This is a genomic window from Roseibium sp. MMSF_3544, assembly GCF_030732845.1.
Classification (GTDB): Bacteria; Pseudomonadota; Alphaproteobacteria; order Rhizobiales; family Stappiaceae; genus Roseibium.
Genome location: NZ_JASHKA010000025.1, coordinates 55,931 through 71,750 on the forward strand (window position 1 = coordinate 55,931; position 15,820 = coordinate 71,750).

The window sequence follows — 15,820 nt, forward strand, 5'->3', positions numbered from 1 at the left end:
GCTGGTTCGCCGATCGGAGGTTATACAGTTGCTGGCAAGAATTTTTATCGCAGCAGTTGCTCTCCCCCTAGTCCTGTTGCCGGCCCAAGCGGACACGTTGCTTGCCGACCTTTCGGGAAACTGGACCGGCCGCGGATGGGCGAAACAAAGCCTGGAAGCACCGAAGGAAGCTGTCTTCTGCCGTATTCGCAATGCGCTTTCGAAAGACAAGAGCGAACTTAAGACGACCGGCAGATGCGCTGTTGCGAACAAGACATTCACGCTGGACGGTCTTATTGCTGTTTCAGCTTCATCGAACCGTGTCACGGGACGTTGGCGGGTCCCTCGCGGTGGAGGCGATGCGGCTATTTCCGGCCGAAAGGATGCAAACCAGATTAGTTTCACCTTTGAGGCAAAGGAAACAAGCACGAAACAGAAGCTGGAGCACAGAGCAAAGTGGTCGCTTCGCGGTGCTGCGTTGACCTTGACGGCAAGTGCCAGACCCCCTTCGAACGGCTCTTTCGTTGAATTGAGCTCCGTTCAGTTCAAGAAATGAGTATTTGAAGCAATTGTTTCAGCATAACTAGAAGTCGTAAAGTTGCCTGAGTACTATTTCTAGAAGATGCCCCAGCTGAAAAACTCCAATTAGGGTTCACTTTGACATTCTAATGATCGTTTTTAATGGACTGATCTCGGTATATTTGATCAAATAATTGCCAAGCATTGTTTTTTGTTTTCATCGGACTTCCCTAATGAGGACGCCGGCAAATAATTCCGCATCAGTATTTCCAACGTCATGCGCGACCGTTATTGGCGGAGGCATAGCTGGTTTGCTTGCAGCCAGGGTGCTTGCCGACGTCTTTGACCAAGTCACGATTTTCGACCGCGACAGTTTTCCGCAAAGCCCAAAGGGCCGGCCGGGCACGCCGCAGTCCGCCCATGGGCACATTCTGCTCGTCGGCGGTGTCAGGGCAATTGTTGATCTGTTTCCCGGCATCATGGAACAACTCATTGAAGCTGGAGCGATACCGGGCGATGCGTGCCGCGACGCAATCGTCAATGTTCGCGGAAGACGTTTGCCCAGATTTTCGTCTGACCTGAAGGGTCTGCTCCTGAGCCGTAACCTGCTTGAGTGGCAAATCCGCCGACGTGTTGCGGCACTCGGCAATGTAACCTTCCGCGAACGCAGCAGGGTGACCGGCTTCTTGTATGACGAAGCCGGCTCAAGGGTTTCCGGAATTTCCATTTCCGGCCCGGAAAACAGACCTGAGGAAATCCATTCAGATCTTGTCGTGGACACCAGCGGCCAGCGATCGGTGGCCTCGCATTGGCTAAGAGACCGGCAGATCAAGGTTCCCGAATTGGTCGTCGACGCCCATGTCGGATACGCCTCTCGCCGTTTTGAACGCCCTGCGGTCTGGAAAGAAGACTGGAAAGTTGCCGCGATCTCCTGGTTTCCGCCGAAAAACCGCTGTGCTGGTGGAATCTACCCTGAGGAAAACGGCATTTGGATTGCGAGCCTGGTTGGTGCTTTGGACGGCCGGCCCTCCACGGACGAAAACGGGTTTCTGGAGCACGTCCGGAAACTGGAAGACCCGGCACTGCTTGAGCACATCCGGCAAAGCAAGCCGGTTTCCAACATTGTCGGATACCGGATGCAAGGGAGCCGCAAGAGGTCCTTCAGCAATCTGTCGCGCAAGCTGGATGGTCTGCTCGTTCTGGGCGATGCACTTTGCACGGTGAACCCCTTCTACGGTCAAGGCATGACGATCGCGGCCCTGCAGGCTCAGAAGATCAAACAGGAACTCGCCGGCAGAAATTTAAGGGACCGACAGTCGTTGCGGCGGGCAATCCGTTCTGCACAAAAGGCGTGCGAACGCATGCTGACGGTGCCTTGGCTCTTCTCAACGACCGAAGACCTTAGGCACGGACACCGCGTAGACGGACGCCGCACGATCCTGCACCGGATCACCAGCTGGTATGTCGATCGGGCGATCAGGGTGCAGAGCCAACGTACGATCACCGCACTTTATCGAACGATGGGGATGGTCGACAACTATGCCCTGCTTCGCCTGCCGGTCTTGCTGGACGTATTGACGAAGCCCGTTTCCATTCGACTCAAAACACTTTTCAACAAGGGAAGGCAGCGGGAATCCACCGCTGCCGGAGCACACAATGATTGACGAGGAAATTGATTACAAATCGGAAAAAGCGGAGGTCAGAGACTCGGTCGAACACTATCTTGAGCAACGGTTTCTCCGCTATCCGGACACGGAAGTTCGGCAGGTTGCACAATATGTCGCGTTGGGAGGCGGTCATCGCTGGAGGCCGATCGTCGCCGTTGCCTCCGGACGGATTTTCCATCGGGACGCCCTCAAGATCGGATTGCCCGGCGCATGCGGCGTGGAACTCGCGCACGCCGCCTCGCTGATACTCGACGACCTGCCCTCGATGGACGACGCGGCCCTGCGTCGCGGCAAACCCTGCGCCCACCTTGTTTTTCCGCGATGGGCGGTCGACATGGCTCCGGTGTTTCTGGTGACCATGGCCTATGACATCAGCTTGAACAACGAACGTGTACCGGAGGAACGACGCGTCCGGGCAGCCCTCAGCCTCAGCAGCGCAGGCCTAGCCATGATCGAAGGCCAGTGCCTCGATCTCGCCAGCGATGTCCTGGATGGCTCCTCGGATGGATTGCTGGACTGCTACACACTGAAAAGCGCTGCGCTTTACGGTGCCGCAGCGCGCGCCGGTGCGATCATCTGCGGCGCAGATCACGAGGACGCCGACCGGCTGGAGAGGACCGGCCATTATCTCGGATTGTCATACCAGTTCATGGACGATGTTGCCGACGTCACCGCAACCGCCGACCAAGTCGGCAAGGAAGTGGGCAAGGATCTGGGCAAATTTACATCGACGGACTGGCTCGGCGTAAACGGCGCGGTGGAAAAAAGCCGGACCTACCAGACGCTTGCGCTGAAGGAACTGAAGAAATTCGGACCGGAAGCCGACTGGCTGCGAAGCATCGTTTGCGAGGCGAGCTGGGCCACACACTAGGGTTCGGACCCATAAATGAAGCCGATTTGGCGGCAGAAATGGCAAAATCTCGGGAGGAAGCGTGTGCAGAGCGGGCTTTATGCCCGGTCAAGCACGGTGACTCTGCGAGGTACAGCCATTTTGCCGTCCTTCGGATTTGGCCGTTTAAGAGCCCTTTTGAAGACTACGGAGCCACTTGATGGAGCCAATACGGCTATCTGGCTTGCACGCCCTTGAACGGCATCAGGTTCGCACCGCGCAGCAGCAGCGATTTGCGCCATGTTGTGCTTTTCTGGTCAATCTCGAACGCTGAAAACCTTTCCAGCAGAGCGGTGAGCCCAACGCGCAAAACCAGCCGTGTCAGCGCAGCGCCGAGGCAGAAATGCATGCCATATCCGAATGTCAGAGGCTGCGGATCCTTGCGATCAAGTTGAAGCCGGTCAGGGTCCGCGTAGCGTCGTGGATCCCGGTTTGCGGCAACGATCTGAATCATGAGATTTGAGCCACTTGGGATCGTCTTGCCGCCAATCTTTAGGTCACTGACAGTGGTGCGCGGCGCAAATTTTACAGATGTGTCGAAGCGGCAGAACTCTTCGATCGCATTTGGCCAAAGACCGGACTGTTTGCGCAGCAATTCCTGCTGATCCGGAAACCGCGACAGCGCAAAAACGGAATTGGCGAGCAATCCTCCTGTCGTTTGCGAGCCCGCGCCCAGCATCATGATCGCCATGGTGATGATTTCCTTGCGGTTCAGCTTTTGGTCTTCCACCTGCAGCATTGCGCTGAGGAGATCCTGTTGCGGGTGCTGTTTGCGCCTGTCACAGAGAGTTTCGAAATACGCGAATAATTCATCGATTGCGCCGCTGACAATCTCCGGATCGAACCGCAGGAGTGGATCAAGCAACTGCACGATCACATTCGTCATTTCCTGCGACCAACCCCAATCTTCCTTTGGAATTCCAATCAGGCTGGCAACTGCTGCATTGGCGAGGGGCGTCGCATAATCGCGCACCAGATCGGCATTCGGGTTCTGTGCCAAATGTGCCAGGCGATCCTCGGCGACCTCTTTGATGCGCGCTTCAAGCCGCTCTGTCCTGCTGGGTGTGAACTCTCTTTGGACTGCACGGCGCAAGCGGGTGTGGCTCGGTGGGTCGCTTACAAGGATGAGGTTCTGGAACGTCCACTTTGCCAGCGCAGAAAGCTCTTTGTAGGGCTTAACGCCCAGCAGAACACCAATTGGATCGCCAACAAGCAGATCGTCGCGGGAAAAGATCTCCAGCGCTTCTTCGTACCCGGTCACAATCCAGTGGCGGTAAAGGGCGCGGTAGGTGACCGGCCCTTCCCGATGCATTGCCGCAACCGCATCAGAGGGGTCGCGGGCAAAGGTTTCGCCCAAAGGATTTCCCCACGGATCGAAAAAGAAGACGAGCTCGGCCAAAGCCGGCCGTGCGGCTATCTTTTGAAACAGGGGATAAAGAATTTTCTCCGGAATGAGCATCACAACCTGTGCCGCATCTGGGCGTAGAAACCACCCGGAAGCCTACCAGCCAATGACCGGAAATGGCAGCCTTCCCCACTCTTCAGCTCCCCAAGACAAACTCATGGCAATTGAGCAGCACCGGCGTGTGCATGTGCACGAGCTGGTGATGAACTCGATCCGACTGCGAGCGCCCACTATCTCTCTTTCCTTCACATTGTCGTCAGGTGGTTTGACAAACTTAATCGATTAAGTTAAAAATTAAAAACCGTTAAAAAAACTGACGATAAATCTGGGGAAAAAAGATAAATCGATGAAGCAATCTTCGGAACAGGCGCGACGTGTCACTTTGGGAGACATTGCCCAGAGACTGGGGATTTCGACCGCGTCCGTCTCCATGGCCTTGCGCGGCAACTCCGGTGTATCGCTCGCGACCAGGCAGCGCGTCGAAGAGGTGGCTGAGGAACTCGGTTACGTATACGACCGCGGTGCCGCGCTGCTTCGCACCGGCCAGTCCAACACGGTTGGCATTGTTGTTGGAACGCTCTCGAACAGCTTCTTCGGCGAACTGGTAAGCGGTGTCGACGAGGTCATCGGTGAGGCGCGCAAGATATCGTTTCTTCTGAACACGCGCGAAGACCCTGATCGCCAGAGAGAACTCCTGACCCGGATGCGCGAACAATCCGTCGACGGGCTCATCGTCTGCCCCGCCCCCGGAACAAGCAAGAACCTGCTCGAAACGGTTCGAAACTGGGGCATTCCCGTTATCCAGATGCTGCGCTCCATTTCCGACACCGAGGGCGATTTCGTCAGCGCGGATTACGAGAGCGGCATTGAAACGCTTTGCTCGCACCTCGTCCGGTTGGGACATCGCCGGATCGCATTTCTGGGCGGTGATCTTGAACACTCTGCAACGCGTCAGCGCCTGAAAGGCTTCCGGGCCGCGCTTACCCGCGCAGATCTGCCTGCCGACACCATCATCAAGACAGCAAATACGAGCCGCGGAGGCCGCGAAGGCGCGGCGCGCTTGCTTGCAGCCGATGATCCGCCAACGGCAATCGTCTGCTTCAACGACAGGGTCGCGCTTGGTGCCATGGCGAGCATACGGGCCGCCGGTCTTGTCCCCGGACGTGACGTCGCCGTGACCGGGTTCGACAACATCGATGCCAGCTCGGAAGCCTATCCGCCGCTCACAACGGTTGAAACGCATGGCCACGACATCGGGCGCGAGGCAGGAAATCTGTTGTTGCGGCGGATCGCCAACCCGAACATGGCCAGCGAAAGGATCATCATTCCAACACGGCTCATCATCAGGCAGTCGTGCGGAGCAACACTCACCGATTAAGACTTCGAAGGAGCGGCACCGCGCCAGGCCTGACAACCAAAGGCGGTGCCGCGCTTACGTACCGGGCGAAGAAGCCCGTCCACAAGCAAGGGAGGACCTAGCATGAAACTCACCAAGATAGCCACATTTGCAATTGCAGGCGCTGCACTCGCCTATGCCGCAGGCACTGCTGCGGCGGCCGACCTGACACTGCGTTTCGGTCATCTGGGCGCTGAAGACACGGCCTATCAGGCCGGTGCCGAGGAATTCAAGAAGCTCGCCGAGGAGTACTCGGACGGCGCGATCGAAGTGCAGATCTTCCCCAACGGCGTGCTGGGTGACGAAGGCCAGCTCTTCGAGCAGCAAATGGCCGGCGCCCTCGACATTTCGATCGTAAACCCGGGCAAGATCACCGATTTCGCACCAACTGCCAATATATTCACCTTCCCGTTCCTTTATCGCGATGAAGATCATTGGAACGCGGTGCTGTCCGGTGATGTCGGCCGGGACATTGCAGAGCTGATCGCCGGCGAAAGCGGTGTGAACATCATCGGTTATTTCGGCGGCGGCAAGCGTCAGGTCGTTTCCAACCGCCCGCTGAACTCGCTGGATGATCTGGCCGACATGAAGCTGCGCACAAACCCGACCGATCCGCTCATCGCGTCCTGGAGTGCGCTGGGAACGCGGCCGACCAACTTTGCCTGGAACGAGATCTACACCGGTCTCCAGCTCGGTGCGATCGACGGCCTGCTGAACGAGGCCGAATGGATCCACCGCATGCGCTTCCACGAGGTCGCTCCGCATATCGGTCTGTCCGAACACGACATCACCGTTAGGCTGGTGACCTTCTCAGGCGCGACCTGGGACCGGATGACCGACGAACAGCGTGAAATCGTGCTGCGTGCCGGTGCCGAGGCGTCAGAACTCGCGCGTCAGGTCCAGCTTCGTCAGGATGCCGAGGCCATGGAACTTCTGAAGAAAGAAGGCGCGACGCTCTACGAAATGGATCGCGAAAAAATGCAGGAACTCGTTCGTCCCGCCGTTCTGGAAGTGGCTGGCCGCATGGGACTGGCTGATCTTTACAGCCGCATCCAGTCAAGCGCCGGCGACGTGAGCACTGGCAACTAAGCCAAAACACCTGGACCCGTCCTGACAACGGGCGGGTCCGGACCATCTCAAGAACAAACGAATTCGCACGGTTCTGCCACCGCAGACCGAAGGGAGGATGCGTCATGCTGCGCGGTCTCGACACCTTCAATCGCGGCCTCGAAAAGGTGCTGGAATGGGTGCTGCTGGCACTTCTGGCCTTTTTCCTGAGCCTTATTCTCTACCAGATCGTCAGCCGCAACCTGCCTGTTCTGCCCCCGATCTACTGGACGGAAGAGTTCTCACGGTTCGCCTTCCAGTGGACGATCATGCTCGGCACGGCACTCGGTGTTTATCATTCCGATCACTTCGTCCTGGACGCCTTTCCGAAGAACTCCCGGATGGACCGGTTCACAAGGTACCTGCGCGAAATCGTGCTGGTGCTCATCGCGATCTTTTTCATCTGGTCCGGTTGGGAATTCGCCGAAACCGGCTGGCGGCGGCGTTCCACGGCTGCCCAGCTTCCGATGTTCTGGATCTATGTGTGCTTCTTCACGGCCGGTGTCGTCATGGCGCTGTTCATGCTCCAGCGCGTCCTGACCCTTCTGACCAAGGGGCTCGACAAGATGGAACTGGAGCTGAATTCGCTTCCTCCCGAAGAAATCGCGCTGCGCGAAGGCGATCTGGACCCCGACGGTCCGCTCCGCCACAAGGACGAGGATCGCTGACATGCTGGGCTCTGATTTCTATTTCCTCTTCCCCTGGCTGTTGTTCGGCCTGCTGTTTCTCTACATCGCTCTCGGCATCCCGATCGCGTTCAGCCTCGTGCTGACGGCCATCACCATGGTCGTTCTCGACGATCGCGTCACAGCCTGGGTCGTGTTCCAGCGCATGTACAACGGCATGGACAGTTTCGTGCTTCTTGCGGTTCCGATCTTCCTTCTCGCCGGCAACCTCATCAACAAGGCGGAGGTAACCGACAAACTCATAAGGTTCGCCTTGAACATTTTCGGACGTTTCAGAGGCGCGCTTGCCAATGTGAACGTTGCCGTATCGATCATGTTTGCAGGTGTCTCGGGATCGTCGACCGCCGATTCCGCAGGTGTCGGTGCCATCTTGATCCCGTCGATGAAGCGTGAGGGATATCCGACCCCGTTTGCGGTAGCCGTCACCGCCGCATCATCCGTGATCGGGATCATCATTCCACCCTCCATCAACATGATTGTCTGGGGTGCTCTGACGAACACATCCATCGGCGGCATGTTCCTGGCCGGCATCGTTCCCGGCCTGTTGCTTGGCCTATCCATGTTCGCGGTAAACTACTGGTTCGTCGGAAAATACGACGTGCCGGTTCACGAGCCCGCCTCCATGCGGGAGGTGATGTCGTCCGCCCGCGACGGGCTGCTGGCCGCCGCGATCCCAATCATTATCGTCGGGGGCATCCGTATCGGCATCTTCACACCCACGGAAGCTGCCGTGGTCGCCGTCCTTTATGCCCTGTTCCTCGGCTTTGTCATCTATCGGACATTGACGGCTCGCAAAGTGCTTGAGGCTTCCAGTGCCACGGTGCGCCTCGCTTCACTGTCGCTCTTCAGCCTCGTCGGCGCCTCGGTCTTCGGGTACCTGATCTCGTTTTACCAGATCCCGGGCACATTGATGGGCGGCATCACCATTTCCAACCCGACGATGCTTTTGATTGTCATGGCCCTGGTGATGCTTTTGATCGGCACGTTCATGGACAGCCTTCCGGCCATGGCGATCCTGGCACCACTGTTTCTGCCGCTCGCGCTCGCCGCCGGCATTCACCCGGTTCATTTCGGGATCGTCGGCGTCATGGCACTCGGCTTCGGTCTGATCACGCCGCCATACGGGCTTTGCCTGATGATCGCCTCCAAGATCGGCGGCATTGCGCTCCTGCAATCGATGGGGCCGACGCTGGTCTATCTCACCGGTATGCTGCTTGTGCTTCTGGCCATCATCGTCTTTCCTCAAATTGCGCTCGGTCTGCCCAACTGGATCGCGCCGGACCTGATCGGAGGACGCTGATGCTTATGTTGCGAAGCCCTCTGCAGCCGCAGGAGATCACCGATGAGATCCGCGCGCGGTTCGACACCCGGGACGAAGCGGCCGCACTCGCCGATCCGTCCAGGATCACAGCGGTCGCGACTAAGGGTGACATCGGCCTTCCCGCCGATCTGATGGCCCGGCTTCCCGCCCTGCAAATGATCGCGGTTTATGGCGTTGGCGTCGACCGGATCGATCTTGATCAGGCAAGGGACCGGGAGATCGCAGTGACAACAACACCAGGTGTGCTCACCGATGCGGTCGCCGAGCACGCTCTGGCACTTTTGCTCTCTGCGGCCCGGCGCATTGTTGCAGGTGACGCACATGTGCGAACCGGAGCCTGGGCCAAAGCCAAGCTCGATCTCGGCTTCGGCCTCAAGGGAAAGACAGTCGGCATCCTGGGCTATGGCCGTATCGGACGGCGAATTGCCGAACTGGCGCGAGGATTCGGAATGACCGTGATCTATTCCGACCTTGCTGCTGTTCCGGGCGAAGAAGCCGGTTATCGGGCGTCGCCCGAAGCACTTGCCCGGGACGCGGATGTCCTCATCGTCGCGGCCGCCGGAGGCGACGGAACCAACGGGCTTGTGGGTGCAGACGTTTTGCGAGCCCTCGGGCCGGACGGCATGCTCATCAACGTCGCTCGCGGCAGCATTGTCGATGAAGAAGCGCTGATCAGCGCCCTTGGAAATGGTGAGGTCGGTGGGGCAGCCCTTGATGTTTTTCAGGATGAACCAAGCCCACGGCATGAAATCATGGATCTGCCTAACACCATAGTCACACCGCACGTCTCTTCGGCAACGACCGATGCCCGGCGCGCAATGGGACGCCTGGTAATCGACAATCTGGCTGCCTTTTTCGACGGACGCCCGCTTGTCACACCTTTGGAGGTCAAAAAATGACCCGAATGGTTCTGATTGGCGAACCTCTCGTCGAACTGACGCAACCGATCCACAAGCCAGGTGTCTTTCGACAGGGTCTTGGCGGAGATACGCTCAACACAGCGGTATATATGGCCCGCATGCTCGGCCCTGGGCAGATACGATATGTCACCCGCCTTGGGAACGACCGGCTCTCCGACTGGATCCTTTCAAAGATTGCCGATGAAGGCATCGATACGGCCTCGATCATGCGGATGCCTGGAAAGACACCCGGTCTGAGCATGATCGAATGCGCGCCCGACGGGGAACGTTCCTTCACCTATTGGCGGGAACAATCAGCCGCCCGCAAGCTGTTGCAGGAAAACGCCGCAGAGGACACTGCACTTGCAGAAGCACCTGCTCTTTTCGTGTCCGCGGTAACGCTCGCCATTATCAGCCCGGGCGCGCGCGCCCGCCTTGTCAGGCACATGATGCGTTTAAAGGCGAGCGGCCGCCCTGTCTATTTCGACCTTAACTACCGCCCCGCGCTTTGGGAAAATGCGGATCTTGCGCGCAGTTCGGTTGCCGATGCCGTTGCAGCATCGACGCTGGCCCTGCCCTCACTTGACGATGTGAGCGAACTTTGGGGCGCCGACACACCGGTCCAGGCACTTGAAACCCTGCGCTCTCTAGGCGCGCCCGCAGTCCTTTTAAAGACCGGTGGTGGGCCCGTGCACTATTCGGGCCCTGAAGGACAACGAAGTTTTCCGCTTGAGCGGGTCGCCAGACCAGTGGACACAACTGGAGCCGGCGACAGCTTCAATGCCGCCTTTCTTGCAAGCCGGTTAAACGGCGCAGACATTGCCGGTGCTGTCGCCTCCGGGCATGCACTCGCGGCCCGTGTCGTGCTCGCCCAAGGCGCAATTCTTCCGCCGGAGGCAATGCCGGATACCGTTCTGGAAGATGCCGGGTGACCAATTTCGTATTCTAGTAATGGCGGTCTTCCGAAGGCGCGCATCCATATCGCCCACGATAGGCGCGGCTCAGAACTTCCGCGTTGTTGTATCCGCAGCCAGAGGCGACCTCCGCAACGGAGAGCGTCGTGTTTCGGAGCATGTCACGCGCCCGCTCAAGTCGGCGGTCGACAAAATACTGTGTCGGCGCAGCATGTAGATGGCGCAGAAACAGGCGGCGCAGTTTCCAGACCGGCACACCGACCCGCCTGGCGATCTCGGAAACGGGCAGCCCGTCCGCAAGATTGGCCTCCATGATCGCGACGGCATCGCGCACCTCTCGCGGGACGCTGCCTGGAAGCTGCGCAGAGGCCAGGCTGCCGGAGCGCGGTGCGTAGGTGAGAATGTCGGCGACGCGACGTGCAATCTGGGCGCCGGCGAAATGGGAGATGAGTGCCAGCGTCATGTCGAGCGTCGCAACGCCGCCTGCACTTGAGAAGCGCGGCGGTGAAAAATCCGACATCCGGTCCACAAAGAGGCTTCCTGGAAACTGGCGCTGTAAACCGGCAATCGCCTCCGGGTGAACGGCAGCGGGGCGGCGCTCAAGCAGCCCAGCGCGCGCAAAGACCAGCGCTCCTGTATCCACGCAGCCCAACAAGCCGCCATGCCGGTCGATACGGCGCAGCCACGCCAGCGTCGTTTCCGTGGCAGAGCGCTCCGGCTGGTAGGATGCCAGGAGTACAGCGGCATCGGGCACGCCACTCGGCAGCGTCGACGTTTCAAGGGCAAGGCCGCTTGATGACCGGCAGGTGCCGCCAGTCTCCGACACCAGAGCCCATTCGAACACAGTCTTCCCAACTTCCCGGTTAGCCACGCGAAGCGGTTCTGTCACCAGCGTCAGCGACAGGATCGGAAAACCGTCGGCAATGTGGATGCAAACACTCTTCATGAGACTGTTCTTTAGCGTCAGATTTTTGTTGTTTCATATCAATCCGAACAGGCATTGCCCAGCTAGAATTCTGGAAACAGGGAGGACGGAAAATTGAAAACCGCGGAACCTTATCCGATCACTCCGGATTTCGATGTCTGGCCCGTTGAACATTTGCCGGAAACCGTCTCGGTTGAAGACGGCGCGCTCTGCGTGAATTGGTCTGATGGCAGGAAGAGCCTCTACCATCCGTTCCTGCTGGCAGAGAACGACCCCTCACCTGAAACGCTGCATGTTCTTTCGCGCGAAACCACGTTGTCACCGCTCTCTTTACCCGACGATCTGACTGTTTTTGCGCCAGCCGTTCTGTCGACTGGTGCCGTCCAGGTTCATTGGTCGGACGGGCGCCCGCCCACCAGCTTTCACGCCGGCTGGCTCAGGAGCCACGGCTGGTTCGGCGAAGACGGCAAAAAACAGGCCCCGGTCCTCTGGACTGGCCAGGATCAGCCCGAACCACCTACGATAAACGGTCCTGATGCACTCAAGAATATCCAGGCTTGGCATGACTGGCTTGTGTCCTTGCGCGACTATGGCGTCGCCCGCCTGGAAGGATTGCCTGATGCGGACGGGCTGCTGAAAAGTGTCGTCGAACGCATTGGCGCGATCCGCGAATCCAATTTCGGGCGCATGTACACCCTGGAAATCAAGGACGCCCCGGACAGCAACGCCTTTACCTCCGACGCACTGCTGCAGCATATCGACATGCCGACACGTGAGTGCCCCCACGGTCTTCAGTTTCTCTTCTGCAGGGCCAACTCCACCAGCGGCGGCGAAGGCATCTATGTGGATGGCTACAAGATTGCCGAAGATTTGCGCGTTGAAGAACCTGAGCACTTTCGGGCGCTCTGCGACATCGACTGGACCTACAACAACCGCTCCAGGACAACGAGCTACAAGGCAAGCGGTCCGGTGATCGAGCGCGATCGCGACGGCATTGTTACCGGCATACGCTACAACACCTGGCTAAGGGCACCCCTGGTAGCGTCTCTGGATCAGCAAGACCGGGCCTATCGCAGCTATCGCGCATTCGCTGCCCGGGCCCAGCAGGCCCGCTACCAGATGACGTTCGCTTACCGGCCTGGCGACCTGCTCGCATTTGACAACCGCCGCGCGCTTCACGGGCGCAACGGTTATGACGCGGCGGGAGGCAGCAGGTTCATTGAAGGGATCTATGCCGACCGCGACGATCTTTACTCGGCGGTCCGTGCTGCAGAACGCATCTTGAAACAGGAAATCAAACCATGAACGGCATCACGCGACTCTCACAGCATCCTTGTAGCGACGCGGAATGGCAGGCCCGGGTCGACCTTGCTGCCACTTTCCGTATCCTTGCGCACTACGGCATGTCGGACCTAGCCAATGGAGCCGTGGCAGCCCGGGTTCCGGATCAGCCGGATCATTACCTCGTGCACCCATACGGCATGTTCTGGGAGGAAGCGACAGCCTCGGCGATGATCAAGATTGGTCCGGACGGACAGCCGGTTGCAACAGACGGGCCCTGGCTGAATGATGGTGTCCAGAACCTGTGCCAATGGATTTTCGGTTCGCGGCCGGAGGCCATGTTTTTCGTCCACGGGCACGAAGAAGAAGTCATGGCGGTCGGTTCGATCGAAGACGGATTGCTGCCGCTCAACCAACCCGCGGTCTATCTCGGCAACATCACCGGCTATATCGAATACGAATTTGAAGAGGACGAAGAATTCGGCCGCCATTTCGTTGACACGCTGGGACAGAACCAAATCCTGATCAGCCGCAACCACGGCTACTATGCGCTCGGCACAGCCGCTTCGGAAGCATTTTTCAGAGCATATTTTCTACGTCAGACCTGTTCGGCGCAGATCAAAACCCTGTCGATGGGACGGCCCCTGCATCTGATCAATCCGCAAAAGGTAGCCCGGTATCAGGACCAGATGGCCAAGTCGGATCATTACAATTACAACGGCAAAACCGAATGGGCCGGCCTTCTGCGATTGCTGGACCAGCGGTGCCCGGAGTACAAGGATTGACGTGGTTCAAACAGTGACGCATCGATGCGGAGAGGGTCTTCCTCGCCTGTTTTGGTAGGCCGTCGCCCTTCCCTGGAGCACCAGATGACGCAACTCGCCCCCGAAGACCGGTTTTTCCGCATCGTCGAGGATGCACTTTGTATCGGATGCGGTTTGTGCGAGGCGCTCTCTGACAACGAAATAAAGGTTGGACCGACCAAGGACGGGAGCCTGCGCCCCTTCCTCGATCGTCCTCTCGATGCTGGGCTCGTGGACAGGATTTTTGAAGTTTGCCCGGGCACGCGCATCGCAAGTCTTCCCGACACCCTTGTGGACGCAAAGACCGAGACCGATCTCGTTTGGGGCCCCTATCGGCAGATCCTGATGACTCATGCCAGCGATCAGGATGTCCGTTTCAGAGCAGCAACGGGCGGTGCGCTGACGGCACTCTCCCTCTATCTCCTGGAAAGCGGGCAGGTGGACTTTATTGTCCACGCGAAGGCATCGAAGACGCATCCTAGTTTCGGCGCGCCGCACGTCAGCCGGACGCGCGCCGAAGTCCTTGAGGGCGCCGGCTCACGATACGGACCCACAGCGACCCTGATCGATATTGACGACAGGCTCGCCGAAGAACGACCCTTCGCATTTGTCGGCACCCCTTGCGATGTCACCGCCTTGCGTAATCTGGCACGCTTTGACGAGCGCGTGGACAAATTCTGCCGGATCATGATGACACCTGTCTGCGGTGGTTTCATGGAAACGCCGGCGCTAAGCAAACGTGTCGGCGAATTCGGCATCGCGTTCGAACGACTGGCCAGCTTGCAATATCGCGGAAACGGATGCCCTGGTCCGACACGGATGGAGCAGGACGATGGCAAAGCTGTCGAAAAGACGTATCTCGACTTCTGGGGCGAAGACGAAAGCGCCTGGTCCTTGCCTTGGCGCTGCAAAATCTGCCCTGACGGCATCGGAGAAGCTGCGGATATCGCTGCGTCGGACACCTGGATCGGGGGCGCCCCCTCGCCTGAGCAGGCATCGGATCACCACAAGGATCCCGGCAGCAACGCGGTGCTGGCCCGGAGTTCGCGCGGGCAAACCCTTTTGAACGAGGCAATAGAAGCGGGATATCTGACGGCCGAGAAATCACTCTCCCCGAGGGACATGGACCGCTTTCAGCCGCATCAGCTTCGCAAAAAACTGGCGCTCGGAGCGCGCCTTCAAGGCATTCGCCATGCCGGGCACCTTGCACCCGAAACAGTCGACCTCAGGCTAGAGGCCCTGATGGCTCAGAACACGGATGAGGAAAACAGATCGCAATTCGAGGGCACCGTCTCGCGCATCCGCGCCGGAAAGGCCCATGAAAGCCGGCCACAGCATTCAGACGCGATCGGTGGCGCCGCACATGAATAAGAGCGTTGACGCTTACCTCTCCATCCAGAGCCCATACTGTTATTTCGCAGTCCCTCGCCTGAAGCGTTTGGCGGAAATCCCGGCGGTTTCGGTGCAGTTTAAGCCGGTCATGCCAGGTGTCCTCAGGATTGCTGACGCCTTCACAGACCGCGACACCATGGAACAGGATTATTTCATCCTGGACGTTCAGCGAACGGCTCAGTTTCTTGGTATTCCATATAAAGAAGCTGACCCGTATCCAGTCGCCTTCAAACCTGGCTCGTTATGGATTGCGGAACCGGATCAGCCTCGGGTATGGCGGCTTCTGGACCTGCTGATGGCCGCAAGCTTTCTCGGCTCCGGGCTAGAGCTTTACGACAGGCTGATGCGCCTGATCTGGGATGGAAACACCCGAAACTGGCACCTCGGCGATCACATTGCCCAGGCCGTCTCTGCCGCTGGATTGGAATTGGCAGAACTCGATAACTTGATCGACGCTCAAAAGGATCACTTTCGTGCCGATCTCTTGGCCAACAACAAGGCCCTGCTTGATGCAGGGCATTGGGGCGTGCCCTGTTGCGTATTTGAAGGTGAGCCCTTTTACGGCCAGGACAGGCTCGATCAGCTTGCCTGGCGAATGGGTGTGGTTCTGTAGAGCGCCCAACAACTTTGTATTCGA

15 protein-coding genes are annotated in these 15,820 nt (G+C 58.5%); 13 read left to right on the forward strand and 2 right to left on the reverse strand.

The genetic code is table 11. From position 1 onward, the window contains the following. Nucleotides 1-28 precede the first annotated feature (28 nt). The 3 genes from RBB47_RS25925 (at nt 29) to RBB47_RS25935 (ending at nt 3,036) form a co-directional block, all read left to right on the forward strand. Complete coding sequence (locus RBB47_RS25925) at nt 29-535, forward strand: hypothetical protein (RefSeq protein ID WP_305988811.1); 507 nt, start codon at nt 29-31, stop codon at nt 533-535. Nucleotides 536-731: 196 nt separating this feature from the next. Then, nucleotides 732-2,162, forward strand: a complete 1,431-nt coding sequence (locus tag RBB47_RS25930) for an NAD(P)/FAD-dependent oxidoreductase (RefSeq protein ID WP_305988812.1) — start codon at nt 732-734, stop codon at nt 2,160-2,162. Beyond that, a complete protein-coding gene (locus tag RBB47_RS25935) occupies nt 2,155-3,036 on the forward strand; it encodes a polyprenyl synthetase family protein (RefSeq protein ID WP_305988813.1) in 882 nt (293 codons plus the stop codon). The genes RBB47_RS25930 and RBB47_RS25935 overlap by 8 nt, the downstream gene beginning before the upstream one ends. Before the next feature lie 193 nt (nt 3,037-3,229). Here the strand turns inward: RBB47_RS25935 and RBB47_RS25940 are convergent, their stop codons facing one another. Further along, the gene (locus RBB47_RS25940) at nt 3,230-4,513 is read right to left on the reverse strand and encodes a cytochrome P450 (protein ID WP_305988814.1); all 1,284 of its coding nucleotides are present in this window, start codon (nt 4,511-4,513) and stop codon (nt 3,230-3,232) included. Between the two features lie 292 nt (nt 4,514-4,805). Between RBB47_RS25940 and RBB47_RS25945 the strand changes: the two genes are divergently transcribed. The 6 genes from RBB47_RS25945 to RBB47_RS25970 all read left to right on the forward strand — a co-directional run bounded on the left by RBB47_RS25945 (nt 4,806) and on the right by RBB47_RS25970 (nt 10,800). Continuing rightward, complete coding sequence (locus tag RBB47_RS25945; protein WP_305988815.1) at nt 4,806-5,837, forward strand: LacI family DNA-binding transcriptional regulator; 1,032 nt, start codon at nt 4,806-4,808, stop codon at nt 5,835-5,837. Nucleotides 5,838-5,939: 102 nt separating this feature from the next. Next, the gene (locus RBB47_RS25950) at nt 5,940-6,944 is read left to right on the forward strand and encodes a TRAP transporter substrate-binding protein (protein WP_305988816.1); all 1,005 of its coding nucleotides are present in this window, start codon (nt 5,940-5,942) and stop codon (nt 6,942-6,944) included. Between the two features lie 104 nt (nt 6,945-7,048). Further along, nucleotides 7,049-7,630, forward strand: coding sequence for a TRAP transporter small permease (locus tag RBB47_RS25955; RefSeq protein ID WP_305988817.1), 582 nt, complete (start codon nt 7,049-7,051; stop codon nt 7,628-7,630). Between the two features lies 1 nt (nt 7,631). Next, entirely contained in the window at nt 7,632-8,948 is a 1,317-nt protein-coding gene (locus RBB47_RS25960; protein ID WP_305988818.1) for a TRAP transporter large permease, read from the forward strand. Next, nucleotides 8,948-9,868, forward strand: coding sequence for an NAD(P)-dependent oxidoreductase (locus tag RBB47_RS25965; protein ID WP_305988819.1), 921 nt, complete (start codon nt 8,948-8,950; stop codon nt 9,866-9,868). Before RBB47_RS25960 ends, RBB47_RS25965 begins: the two co-directional genes overlap by 1 nt. Beyond that, on the forward strand, nt 9,865-10,800 hold the full coding sequence (locus RBB47_RS25970; protein WP_305988820.1) for a sugar kinase: 936 nt from the start codon (nt 9,865-9,867) through the stop codon (nt 10,798-10,800). Before RBB47_RS25965 ends, RBB47_RS25970 begins: the two co-directional genes overlap by 4 nt. 13 nt (nt 10,801-10,813) lie before the next feature. Here RBB47_RS25970 and RBB47_RS25975 read toward each other — a convergent pair whose 3' ends face one another. Next, a complete protein-coding gene (locus RBB47_RS25975; RefSeq protein ID WP_305988821.1) occupies nt 10,814-11,728 on the reverse strand; it encodes a GlxA family transcriptional regulator in 915 nt (304 codons plus the stop codon). A gap of 93 nt (nt 11,729-11,821) precedes the next feature. On the opposite strand from RBB47_RS25975, the gene RBB47_RS25980 reads away from it, so the two are divergent. The 4 genes from RBB47_RS25980 (at nt 11,822) to RBB47_RS25995 (ending at nt 15,796) form a co-directional block, all read left to right on the forward strand. Beyond that, nucleotides 11,822-13,012 (forward strand): TauD/TfdA family dioxygenase, encoded by a 1,191-nt coding sequence (locus tag RBB47_RS25980; RefSeq protein ID WP_305988822.1) that lies wholly within the window; start codon nt 11,822-11,824, stop codon nt 13,010-13,012. Further along, the gene (locus RBB47_RS25985) at nt 13,009-13,773 is read left to right on the forward strand and encodes a class II aldolase/adducin family protein (protein WP_305988823.1); all 765 of its coding nucleotides are present in this window, start codon (nt 13,009-13,011) and stop codon (nt 13,771-13,773) included. Before RBB47_RS25980 ends, RBB47_RS25985 begins: the two co-directional genes overlap by 4 nt. Before the next feature lie 84 nt (nt 13,774-13,857). Continuing rightward, on the forward strand, nt 13,858-15,162 hold the full coding sequence (locus tag RBB47_RS25990) for a Coenzyme F420 hydrogenase/dehydrogenase, beta subunit C-terminal domain (protein ID WP_305988824.1): 1,305 nt from the start codon (nt 13,858-13,860) through the stop codon (nt 15,160-15,162). After that, entirely contained in the window at nt 15,155-15,796 is a 642-nt protein-coding gene (locus tag RBB47_RS25995; protein ID WP_305988825.1) for a DsbA family protein, read from the forward strand. Before RBB47_RS25990 ends, RBB47_RS25995 begins: the two co-directional genes overlap by 8 nt. Nucleotides 15,797-15,820 lie beyond the last annotated feature (24 nt).

Coding starts and splice junctions, on each gene's coding strand:
- RBB47_RS25955 (WP_305988817.1), top strand. CDS start 7,049: ATGCTGCGCGGTCTCGACACCTTCAATCGCGGCCTCGAAAAGGTGCTG.
- RBB47_RS25995 (WP_305988825.1), top strand. CDS start 15,155: ATGAATAAGAGCGTTGACGCTTACCTCTCCATCCAGAGCCCATACTGT.
- RBB47_RS25945 (WP_305988815.1), top strand. CDS start 4,806: ATGAAGCAATCTTCGGAACAGGCGCGACGTGTCACTTTGGGAGACATT.
- RBB47_RS25960 (WP_305988818.1), top strand. CDS start 7,632: ATGCTGGGCTCTGATTTCTATTTCCTCTTCCCCTGGCTGTTGTTCGGC.
- RBB47_RS25990 (WP_305988824.1), top strand. CDS start 13,858: ATGACGCAACTCGCCCCCGAAGACCGGTTTTTCCGCATCGTCGAGGAT.
- RBB47_RS25935 (WP_305988813.1), top strand. CDS start 2,155: ATGATTGACGAGGAAATTGATTACAAATCGGAAAAAGCGGAGGTCAGA.
- RBB47_RS25985 (WP_305988823.1), top strand. CDS start 13,009: ATGAACGGCATCACGCGACTCTCACAGCATCCTTGTAGCGACGCGGAA.
- RBB47_RS25965 (WP_305988819.1), top strand. CDS start 8,948: ATGCTTATGTTGCGAAGCCCTCTGCAGCCGCAGGAGATCACCGATGAG.
- RBB47_RS25950 (WP_305988816.1), top strand. CDS start 5,940: ATGAAACTCACCAAGATAGCCACATTTGCAATTGCAGGCGCTGCACTC.
- RBB47_RS25930 (WP_305988812.1), top strand. CDS start 732: ATGAGGACGCCGGCAAATAATTCCGCATCAGTATTTCCAACGTCATGC.
- RBB47_RS25970 (WP_305988820.1), top strand. CDS start 9,865: ATGACCCGAATGGTTCTGATTGGCGAACCTCTCGTCGAACTGACGCAA.
- RBB47_RS25975 (WP_305988821.1), bottom strand. CDS start 11,728: ATGAAGAGTGTTTGCATCCACATTGCCGACGGTTTTCCGATCCTGTCG.
- RBB47_RS25940 (WP_305988814.1), bottom strand. CDS start 4,513: ATGCTCATTCCGGAGAAAATTCTTTATCCCCTGTTTCAAAAGATAGCC.